General features: G+C 63.4%; 7 protein-coding genes. 4 read left to right on the top strand and 3 right to left on the bottom strand.

What is annotated here, in order from left to right:
• The 3 genes from AAGI46_12200 to mbhE form a co-directional block, all read right to left on the bottom strand.
• A partial coding sequence (locus AAGI46_12200; protein MEM1012968.1) for a proton-conducting transporter membrane subunit occupies positions 1–1356 on the bottom strand: 1356 nt, incomplete at its 3' end.
• A 9-nt stretch (positions 1357–1365) separates the two neighbouring features.
• Entirely contained in the window at positions 1366–1701 is a 336-nt protein-coding gene (locus AAGI46_12195) for a sodium:proton antiporter (GenBank protein MEM1012967.1), read from the bottom strand.
• Between the two features lie 3 nt (positions 1702–1704).
• A complete protein-coding gene (gene mbhE, locus AAGI46_12190; protein MEM1012966.1) occupies positions 1705–4872 on the bottom strand; it encodes a hydrogen gas-evolving membrane-bound hydrogenase subunit E in 3168 nt (1055 codons plus the stop codon).
• 91 nt (positions 4873–4963) lie between these two features.
• Here mbhE and AAGI46_12185 point away from each other — a divergent pair, with 91 nt between their 5' ends.
• The 4 genes from AAGI46_12185 (at position 4964) to AAGI46_12170 (ending at position 10896) form a co-directional block, all read left to right on the top strand.
• The gene (locus AAGI46_12185; protein MEM1012965.1) at positions 4964–6094 is read left to right on the top strand and encodes a DUF6688 family protein; all 1131 of its coding nucleotides are present in this window, start codon (positions 4964–4966) and stop codon (positions 6092–6094) included.
• Positions 6095–6208: 114 nt separating this feature from the next.
• Positions 6209–7885: a divalent metal cation transporter gene (locus AAGI46_12180; GenBank protein MEM1012964.1), complete on the top strand. Its 1677-nt coding sequence runs from the start codon at positions 6209–6211 to the stop codon at positions 7883–7885.
• Positions 7882–8925 (top strand): Gfo/Idh/MocA family oxidoreductase, encoded by a 1044-nt coding sequence (locus AAGI46_12175; GenBank protein MEM1012963.1) that lies wholly within the window; start codon positions 7882–7884, stop codon positions 8923–8925. Before AAGI46_12180 ends, AAGI46_12175 begins: the two co-directional genes overlap by 4 nt.
• Before the next feature lie 195 nt (positions 8926–9120).
• Positions 9121–10896 (top strand): DUF5060 domain-containing protein, encoded by a 1776-nt coding sequence (locus AAGI46_12170; protein ID MEM1012962.1) that lies wholly within the window; start codon positions 9121–9123, stop codon positions 10894–10896.
• The last annotated feature ends 95 nt before the right edge of the window (positions 10897–10991 follow it).

Below are 10991 nucleotides of genomic sequence, written 5' to 3'. Positions count from 1 at the left end.
CTCCGGCGCCGGCGACCAGAACGCGTAGCTCCAGATCTTCGCCATGCTCAGCAGCGTTAACGCGCCCGTCGCCACCGCCACGATGCCAAGAAAGACGCCCCAGCCGTCAAACCGCTGGAAACTGGCGAGAATCAGCAGGTATTTTCCGAAGAAGCCAGACAACGGCGGCAGGCCGACGAGCGATAGCGCGGCGATGAGGAAGACCGTCGCGAGCCAGCGATCCCGCGTGAGCAACGAACCAACGCCCGACAGCTCGTCGGTCCCGCCATACTTCTCGATGAGCCCGCTGCAGAGGAAAAGGCTGCATTTGACGATCATGTGCTGGACCATGTAGAGCAGCGTCGCCGCCATCGCGAGCTCGCCGGCTTCGGTTACACCAGCCGCGAGTGCGAGTGCGATGCCGAGGATCATGTAGCCGACCTGGCTGATGACGTGGATGCTCAAGATGCGCCGAACGCTCGATGAACCCACAGCGCCGAGCACGCCGAGGAACATGGTCCCGGCCGCGGAGATCATGATTAGCGGTGTGAGCGTGGCCTGAACTTCCGCGGCCGGTCCGAAGCACATGACGACGACGCGTACCAGTGCGTAGACACCGACTTTGGTCAGCAATCCTGCGTAGAAACCTCCAATTGCAGGCGGAAGTGTCGGGTAGGTGTCGGGCAACCAGAACCAGAGCGGAAACGCAGCCGCTTTGGCGGCAAAGACAAACGCCAGCGCAGCCACCGCCATCGCGGCCGATTCGCTGACGTGTCCCTGGCGAGCAAGCACTGCCATCTCGGCGAAGTTGAGCGTGCCGAGGGTGCCGTAGACCCAGCCACACCCTGCGACGAAGACGGCGCTGACGACGAGATTCAAGAGGACGTATTTGAACGCCTGACGCATCTGCCGCGGCGTCGTGCCGATCGTCAAAAGGCAGTAGCTTGCCAGCAGCATGACCTCGAAGCTGACGAACAGGTTGAACAAGTCGCCGGTGAGGAACGCCCAGTTCACGCCGCACACCAGCAGCGGAAACAGAACGTTGAAGTAGCCGCCCGTGAAGCGAGTCGGCGTCTGTGAAAGGGCGTAGCCGTAGACCGCAAGCGACACCGCAGAGGCGACGCAGACGAGCGTTCCGCCGAAAAGGTCCGCAACGACCGAGATGCCAAACGGTGCCGGCCAGTTGCCCATCTGGCTCACCACGACGCCGGTCCCGTCGAGTGCGGTCGCGAGCAGCCAGATCGATGACAGCAGGGTCAGTGTGAGCCCCGCAAGACCAACGCCAGCCTGCACCCAGCGGCGATGGTGGATGAGCAGATTCACCACCGCTGCCATCAGCGGCAAGAGAATCGGGAGGATGACCAGCGTGTTGGGCAACGTGAAGGGTCAGGTGAGGTCGGCGGTCTCCAACGTCTTGGCACGTCGCCACGTGAGGACGAGCAGCGTGAGCAGGAACGCCTGCACGGCAAGGCCGATGACGATTGCGGTGAGCACGAGCGCCTGCGGCAACGGGTCAGCCTCGTTGCCGAAAAGGTGTCCAGCCTCACCGAGGACTGGCGGGCGATTCGAGAACGGATCGCGGCTGACAGCAAGGATTGCAATGTTTGCCCCGTGGCTCAGCAGAAACACACCCATCGCCACGGCCTTGAGCTCGCGGCTCAGGAGCAGGTAGACGCTGCAAGCGAAGAGCACGCCGACGGTGATGGCAACGAGCAGCGTCATCGGTTACTCGAGCTCCTTTGCGAGCGCATCGATCATGCCGACAACGCTGCCGACGACGATCAGGAAGACGCCAAGATCGAAGAAGAGGACGGTCGCCCAGTGGTACGTGCCGTCACCGCCTGGCAGCGGCAAGTAGCCGTTGTTGCTTGTCAGGAAGGGAAGACCAAGCAGCAGCGGAACGAGGCCTGTCACTGCCGCGATCAGGAGGCCCGCGCCCATCATGGTCCGCTCGCGGACCGGAAGCAGTTGGTAGAGCGCCTCGGCCCCGAAGGTCATGCGGTAGACGACCAGCGCGACAGCCGCCGTCAGTCCACCGACAAAGCCGCCGCCGGGGGTTTGGTGCCCCTTGAAAAAGAGGTAGGCGGCAAAGAGCAGGGCGATCGGAAGGAGCAGACGCGACGCCGTCCGCAGGATCGGGCTGGCGATCATTTCTGACCCGATGGCTCGCTTGCCTCGCGGCTCGCCATCGTCCCTGGGCGGCGGACTGAAGGCGTGACGGGGCTCAAAGGCGTTGCCGATCGCAAAGGTCGCGTCGGCCGTCGATGAGCGATTGTCTGATGCGTCTTGTTCTCCCCGGTGCGGCGGCTTGCGGAGGAGGGTCCAGACACCTGCTGCGGCGATGACCAGCACGGCCACCTCACCAAACGTGTCGAAGCCGCGGAAGTCGACCAGCGTGACGTTGACCACGTTGTTGCCGCCGCCGCCCTTGTGGACGGACACCTGATCCTCGTCGAGCTTTTTGACGGCGGGTTTGGAGCCGAAGCTCTCCAGGTGATCGAGGCCACGTGCGACGACGCCGTCACCGGCACGGTCTTCGTCGAGTGCGGCGACATCGACTGCTTTGTAGCTGTTGCGGAGGAAAAACTCGCCAGGCGTGAGGCCACGCTCGCCCTCGGCCAGCGGTGCCGGAGCAGGCGGTCGCGTTGCTGTCGAGGCGAGCAGCGTCAGCGTCATTGCACCGGTGCCGACTAGGAGGGCGATTGCCAATCGTGGGGCAACCAATGCTCGCGCTTTGGGCTTCTCGTCGGGAAGCAGGTTGAGCACCAACAGGAACAGCACCAGCGACACGATCTCGACGCTCAGCTGCGTCAACGCCAGATCCGGTGCCTTGAACGTGTAAAAGAGTGCAGTCACCGAGAAGCCGACGCCGCCCAGGATGAGCACTCGGCTGATCCGGTCGCGAACGAAGACGAGAAGCAGCGCCGCGATACAGACGGCCGACGGAATGAGCCAGGTCGTCGGTTGCTCGACAAACGACGGCACGTCTGCCGCCGCTGTCTTCAAGGCGTCGAGCGTCAACCGAGGTGGGTCATTCGCGATCCCGGCAAAGCCGCCCGGGACGACAATCAGCACCACGACAAAGACCATCAGCGTCGCGAGCAGGTACCAGCGGGCATGCCCGGTCTGCAGCAGGCGAAACGCGCGGTCGCCACCGTTGACAATCCCGGCGTACGCGAGCGGGAAGATGCGGTCGTGAACGTCGCCGCGGATGCCGCGCCAGAGTCCCGACCAGCCGAGCAGCACGCCCCCGACAATGCCGATGACGCTCGCGAGCAGCGGCACCCCTGGGTGCGTCACGACGTACCAGAGCGAAAACCCTTTCGCCTCGAGGTAGAACGGGGTCGCCTCGATCGGCAGGAACAGCTTGGCCATCGGCGACCCGACGATTCCGCCGATGTACTGCAGCGAGATAAGCAGCGCCGCGGGCAGCCAGAGCAGGGCGTGCCAGAACAAGGTGTCGTGGCCATGGTGGTCGTCGTGCGACGCCTCGGCCGGCTCACGATCGAAGAACGTCTGGGCGAATCGAACGAGGATCGCAACGTTGCAGACGCTGACGAAGACCGTGCCGACGAGCAGCGCGACCATTAGCGGCGACTTCGTTTCCTTGAAGCCGTGCCAGATTTGGTAAAGAAATGCCTCTTTCGCGAAGAAGCTGAACGTCCCTGGCAGGGCGGCCAGGGCGATCATCGCCAGCAGGAACAGCACCGCGAAGAGCTTCCGCTCACCGCCTGCATGCCACGCGCCGCGAAGGCCGCTGAGAGCTTTGATGCCCAGCGAATGCGTCACGCCACCGGCCAGGATGAAGAGGCTCGCCTTGTAAAGGGCGTGATTTAGGATTTGGGCGTTGCCCCAGACGACGTTGTGCTCGCCCTTGTAGATGAAGTGGCTGAGGCCAAAAGCGCACGCCAGTAGGCCGAGCTGACTGACGGTCGTGTACGCGAGAATCTGTTTGAGAATGTCGCGCTGCAGGGCGATCCACGCACCGAGAAGCATTGTCACGCTGCCGAAGCCCACGACAATCCAAGGCCAGACGTCGAACGCGGCGAGGTCGGGCCAAAGGCGGGCCAGCAGGTAGATGCCGGCCTTGACCATCGCCGCCGAGTGCAGGTAGGCCGAGATCGGCGTCGGGGCGGCCATCGCACCGGGCAACCAGAAATGCAGCGGCCACTGCGCGCTCTTGGCTGCGATGCCGCCGAAGATCAGGAGGAACGCAGCGACCGTCCCGGGAGAGGCGACGACGTCGCTGAGTTCGGTAAAGCTCCACTGACCGGTCGCCGCACCCATCCAGACGAGCCCGCCCAGCAGCGAAAGCCCGCCAAAGCCTGTCGTGGCGAAGGCCTGAAGTGCGTTCTTGACGCCCTTCGGGTCCTTGAAGTTCCAGCCGATCAGCAGAAAGCTGGTGATGCTGGTCATCTCCCAGAAAAGCAGCATCAGGATCAGGTCGTCCGCCAGAACCAACCCGAGCATCGCCGTCATGAACGACGTGATCAGCGGAAAGAACTTGCCGACGTCTGCCGGCTCGTTGCCCAGGTACGCCCGGCCGTAAAGACAGATCAGGCAGCCAATGCCCGCGACCAGCAGGGCGAAAAATGCCCCAAGCGGGTCCGCGTTGAAGGCGAAGTCCAAGTTAAGCGCCGGCATCCACTCAAGCACGACCCGTCCCGCGTGTGTCCCATGACGCGACAGATGCGTGCCGATCAGCACGAGCGCCGCGAAAGGTCCGGCCAGCGCGACGAAGGCCTTGGTACCGGTCAGCGTCCGTGGGACCAGCAGCGTCAGAACTCCAGCGGCTGCCGGGGCAAAGACGGCGAAGAGCAGCAACCACGCGGTGGCGTCGGCCGAGGTGCTTGGCGTCGCGTTGATAATGGATGCGCCGTCGACACCGGCCATGAGCCTAGCGACGATAGCCGGCACCTGCACCTGCCGCTACGTGCACTCTTGTGTGACAAAAGTCGTAGCACGTCCGCGTTAACGTACTTCCTTGCCCGATACCGACCCCATCCTCGAAGCCGAGGTCGTTGAGCCGACTGCTTCAACGCCGCTCGGTTACGCGTCTGCGCGATCGGAGTTGGTCCGCCCACCACGGCACGTGTTCCTTCGTGTCGTGCTGACCGCGTTTGGCATCGGCTACCCGATCTTCGGACTGGTGCTCAATCAGAAACCTGCGTACGGCACGATCATGGTCGGGTGGCAGAATGGAAAGCCACTCGCGTGGGTCACGATGCTCCCGATGCTCGGTGCGCTCTGGCCGTTGGTGCCATTCCTGCTGGCCGGGTGGATCGCCATGACCGTGGCCGTGTTTTACCCGGACCGTGCGCGCGAAAGTCGATTCGTCTGGGTGGGCCTGGGGACTGGGTTGTTGATGGGACTGACGTTCAGCGTGATTGTCGCGACTGGCGTTGCAGAGGGTGATCCGCAGCGGCTCCCGCGCTCGCTCGCCGTGCAACTGACTGGCGGAGTCGCGACGAGCGTGGTGCTGGTCATCGTCTGGGCGGTCGGCCTGATCCGGATCCGCCGCGCGATCACGCCGCCGATCTGGGCGGGCGGACTGTTCCTGTTGTGCGTGCTCCTCTTCGCGGTTGCGATGGTCTTTGGACCGCACGTGCTCCTGTTCCCGATCTTCCCCGTGGTGATGGCTGTTTTCGTCGCGGCACCGGCTTCGGCAGCCGCGTTCGCTGGTGTCGGCTTGCTGCTTTACCGCTGGATACCGAATGACAAGCCGCTGAATCCGACGCATTGGCAGCTGGTGCTTTTCACTCTGATCTTGATCGTGGGTTTGGAAGCGATCGCGTTGACGATGGCGCGCCTGAGCGCCCTGAAGCTCTACCGGGAGCTTCCGACTCAGCCGCCTGGTTCCTGCTTCGTCGCAACCGCCGCCGCGGCATCGCGACGCTCGGAGCGAACGGGACACCGACAGCTCCACATGTTGCGTGCGTTCGAAGCGACGCTGATGGAGCAGCATCCGAAGCTCCACGCATGGCTACGCAGGCGGTACGACGTGGTCGGCCCTCGGCTTGCCGAAGTCGTCTCGAAGCGTGGTCACGCCGAGGCGGCACACGTCTTCCTAGGGCCGCTGGCTTGGGTCGCGAGCCGATTGACGCATCGATGCTGATTGCTGTCATGATGTACTTCACATAATCAGTGTTATCGGGCAGAAAGCGGTCGGGATCACCGTTGCGGCGGCCGGGGTGTGTGCCGGCCCTTCTTAAGTGGTACGCTCCGGCCGGTGACTGATTCCGACGTCGACGCTCGCCGATCTGAAGCCATTGATGAGGCGGAGCTTGCGCTTTGGCCACGCAAGCTCTTGATCTGGACCCGGCTGAGTGGGCCGGGCTGGTTGCAAGGTGCCATCACACTCGGCGGCGGAAGCTTGGCAGGCGCCTTGTACCTCGGCGTGATCGGTGGCTTCGATACGCTCTGGGTCCAGCCCCTTGCGATGATCCTCGGCGTCGTGATGCTCGCGGCCGTCGGCTATGTCGCGCTTTCGACCGGTCAGCGACCACTGGCCAGCGTGAATCGGCACATCTCGCCGGTGCTCGGCGTGAGCTGGCTGCTCGCGGTGCTGATCGCGAACCACGTCTGGTGTCTGCCGCAGTACACGCTCGCCCAGGCGGCCGTTCAGCAGAACCTGTTGCCAGAGCTTCGCGACAGCAGCGTCGCCCCGTGGGTAATCGGCGTCATCATCTTCGCGTTCACGGCGACGATCATCGTCTTCTACGACACGGGACACCGTGGCATTCGGCTTGTTGAGGGTGTCATGAAGGCTTTGGTGGGCCTGATCGTCCTCGCGTTCGTCCTGGTCGTCGCGCTTCTGTTTGCCAAGGGAGCGCTTCCGGTCGGGCGGATTCTCGCCGGCTTCGTGCCTTCAGTTTCGTCTGCCACGCAGGCGACGCCGGAGCTGCAGGCGTTGATCGATGCAACCGGCGACGCGGGCGGCTTCTGGCAGGACCGGGTCGCGGCGATGCAGCGTGACCGCGTCATCGGTGCTTTCGGCGTGGCCGTCGGAATCAACATGACCTTTCTTTTGCCCTACAGCTTGCTAAAGAAAGGTTGGGGAAAACGCCATCGTGGGCTTGCGATCTTCGACCTCGGCGTCGGGCTGGTCGTTCCATTCGTCCTGGCGACGTCGTGCCTGGTCCTCGCGTCTGCCAGTCAGTTCCACGGACAAACGCAAGACGTCCTCGACGAGGCGGGGCGTCCGCTTGCTGGCGAATCGGCGTACTACCAGGCCCTGGAGGCACGGGCCAACGCAACCGATGTCGCCCTGCCAGACGACGAGACGGAAAAGCGGCGAGTGCTCGACGGCCTTCCTCAAGCCGATCACAAAGTCGCAGCTGCGTTGGTCAGCCGGGACGCGGATCGATTGGCCACGACACTCTCGCCACTTCTGGGCGAAACCGTGGCCCGCTATGTCTTCGGCGTCGGTGTGCTGATGATGGCGCTGACCACGATCATCGTCCTGATGCTGATGAACAGCTTTGCTGTGAGCGAAGCGCTGGGCATGCCCGAAAGCCGGAAGGCACGGATCGCCGGCGCCATGATGCCGGGGGTTCTGTCCCTGTTTGCACCTGTCCTCTGGACCGGCGAAACCCGAACCGCCCTGTTCATTCCCGCCAATGTGACGGGCGCGTCGCTCATTCCGATCGCGTATCTCACGTTCTTCTTGATGATGAACAGTCGCAAGCTCCTCGGCGAAGCGCGGCCGACTGGCGCGAAGCGCGTGCTGGTCAACGCGGCCATGCTCGTTTCGATCACGGTCGCGACGATCGGCTGCGTGTGGGGCTTGTCCGGACGCGGCGTCTGGGGGCAAGCCGGAATCGCCCTGCTGGTCGTCCTGTCCGTTTGGGGGATCGTTGAGTTCCTCCGACGCGAGAATCGGCCTGCTGCTTTGGAGGCGGCGTGAAGTTTGGCATCATCGGCGCGGGCAGCATCGCCAAGTTTCACGCCCGGGCGATCGCGTCGATGCGTGACGGAGACCTCGTCGCGATCGCGTCTCGATCGATCGAGAAGGCCGATCAACTGGCAAAGGACTTCGGCGTCAGCGTGCTGTCGGTCCCCGATCTTCTCGCGAGCGACGAGATCGATGCCGTCATCATCGGCACGCCCAGCGGAACGCACGGACAGCTCGTGATTGAGGCGGCCGCGGCAGGAAAGCACGTCCTCTGCGAGAAACCGCTCGAAGTTAGCTCGGCACGCATCGATGAGATGGCAGCCGCTTGCGACAAGGCGGGCGTTGTCCTTGGTGCCATCCTGAACCGTCGTTTCAACCCCGCGGTCGAGGCGGTCGAGCGAGCCGTCGCAAACGGTCGTCTCGGGCGACTCACGCTCTGCAGTGCTTACGTCAAGTGGTGGCGGACCCAGGCGTACTACGACGGTGCAAGCTGGCGTGGCACGCGCGATCTCGATGGTGGCGGTGCGATGATGAACCAGGCGATCCACACCATCGATCAGCTGCTGCATTTCGCCGGAGACGTCCGACGGGTCTCGGCGTTCACGGGTCGGGTCGGCCACGAAGGGCTCGAAGTCGAAGACGTTGCGGTGGCCTGCCTCGAATTCGTCAGTGGCGCAAAGGGGACCATAGAGGCGACGACGGCAGCGTGGAGTGCGGTCGGGCATCCGTGTGAGGTTCACCTGTGCGGCACGGAGGGCACGATCTTCCTAGCTGACCACGAACTTCGGCACTGGGAGTTCGACGAGCCCGAGCCGACCGATGACGAGGTTCGCCAAACGCTTATGAGCACCGGCGGCCCTGGAATCGGCGCAGCGGACCCGGGCGCGATTGATCCCGAGATGCACCGACGCAACTTCGAGCACTTCGTTGATGCGGTCGCCGGTCGAGAAGCACTGACGGTCGGGCCGATGGAGGCGAAACGATCGGTGCGGCTGATCGAGGCGATTTACGAAAGTGCTGCGGCCGGCGGTCGGCCGGTCGAGGTTGCCTGATCTTGCGGCAGTGTCGTCGGACTGTGCGTGTCCGCAGGGGTTTTCTCCCTCGCCTTTTTTTGTAAAGTAGTTGCTTTCAACCGAAACCAACCCCCTTCCGCGATGCCACCCAACCAGACGACCCATCACTGCTCACGCCCCATGCACCCCGCGACGACTGCTCGAAGGGGAGTTGCCCTTTTTGCCGCCCTGCTCATGGCGTTCGTCGCTGTTGCGAGCTCGTCCGCAGCGGACACGGTGCAGATCTGGCACCGGTACACGCTCGACTTCGAAGGCCCTCAGACGGCTGAGACGGCGACGCCGAATCCGTTCACGGACTACCGGCTCGACGTGACGTTTGAGAACGGTGAGAAGACCTACGTCGTGCCCGGCTACTTCGCCGCCGATGGCGATGCGGCTAACACCTCGGCCGACTCGGGCAACATCTGGCGCGTGCACTTTTCCCCTGACGCCGAGGGTGCCTGGACCTGGAAAGCCTCGTTCCGCAAGGGCCCCGCGGTTGCGATGGCGGACGATGCCAGCGCCGGCGAATCGGCCGGCTTCTTCGACGGTGAAGAAGGCGCGTTCGACGTCGTTGCCAGCGACAAGGCCTTCCCAGACCTTCGATCGATGGGCCGGCTCGCTATTGACGGAACCCGCTACCCCAAGACGCTCGGCAATGGCGAGGTCTTCCTGAAAGCTGGCGCTGACTCGCCCGAAAACTTCCTCGCCTACGCCGACTTTGACGGCGACTTCAAGAGCGACGGCGAGCGTGACCATCACATCAAGACGTGGGAGCCCCACATCCGCGACTGGAACGAAGGTGACCCGACCTGGCAGGATGGCAAGGGCAAAGGCATCATCGGTGCCCTCAACTACCTCAGCTCGAAAGGGCTGAACGCGGTTTCGATGCTGACGATGAACATCGGCGGCGATGACCGCAACGTCTTCCCGTACATCAGCAATCGCCAGCCTCGTCGGATGGACGTGTCCCGCCTCGAGCAGTGGCAGATCGTGGTCGAACACGCCAATCACAAGGGCCTGTTCGTCCACATCAAGACGCAGGAAAGCGAGAACGAGACGCTGCTCGACAACGGCGAAGTCGGACCTGATCGCAAGCTCTACTACCGCGAACTCGTCGCACGCTTTGGTTACCTCCTGGCGATGAACTGGAACCTCGGCGAAGAAAACGGCGAGTGGAAGTTCGGCGGGAATCACAACAAGACGAAGTTCCAGACCACCGCACAGCGTGTCGCCATGGCACAGTGGTTCGAGGACAACGACCCGTACGGCCATCCGGTTGTTGCCCACAACGGTCAGTGGCCCACTGATGTCTACGGGCCAGACAATGCCTTCGATGGCTGGTCACTTCAGACCTCGACGACCGACTTCCGCAATGTGCACCGGAGCACACTCGGCATTCTCGATGCGGCTGAGAAGAGTGGGAAGGTCTGGATCGTCGCGTGCGACGAACCGGGCGACGCCAGTCATGCCGTCAAGCCCGACAACCTGGTCGAGGACCACTACGACGCGCGAACCAACGCCCTCTGGGGCAACTTCCTCGCCGGCGGCTGGGGCGTTGAGTGGTACTACGGCTACAAGAATCCGCACTCGGATCTGACCCTCCAGGACCACCGCAGCCGTGATCGGATGTACGAAGAGTCCGCACACGCGTTGAACTTCTTCCGTGAAAACGACGTTCCCGTCGGCGACATGAGGAATCACAACGCCCTGCTGGTTGACGCAGACGGCTTCTGCCTTGCCGAGCCCGGAAATGTCTACGTGTTGATGGTCAAGAACACGTTGCAGCCGGCGAAGCTGAACCTCTCGAATCACTCCGGGAGGTTCACGATCGGCTGGTATGACCCGCGGACTGGCGGCTCGCTGCAGACCGGTTCGGTGGGTCAGATCGAAGGCGGATCGACGTCTGCTCTCGGTGCCCCACCGGCAGAAGTTGGCCGAGACTGGGTCGTGCTGGTCCAGCGGGACTAGCAACGGCTTGGGCCTCTTTGGGTTTTGGCCCAACTCAACAGCCAGAGCATTTCAACGAAGAAGCGGCGGAGAGGAGCTTGTCCTCTCCGCCGCTT

It is taken from the genome of Planctomycetota bacterium, from assembly GCA_038746835.1.
In the GTDB taxonomy this organism is placed as follows: Bacteria; Planctomycetota; Phycisphaerae; order Tepidisphaerales; family Tepidisphaeraceae; genus JBCDKH01.
Note: the sequence above shows the minus strand (reverse complement) of the source record. Positions and strands in the feature narration are given on the sequence as shown.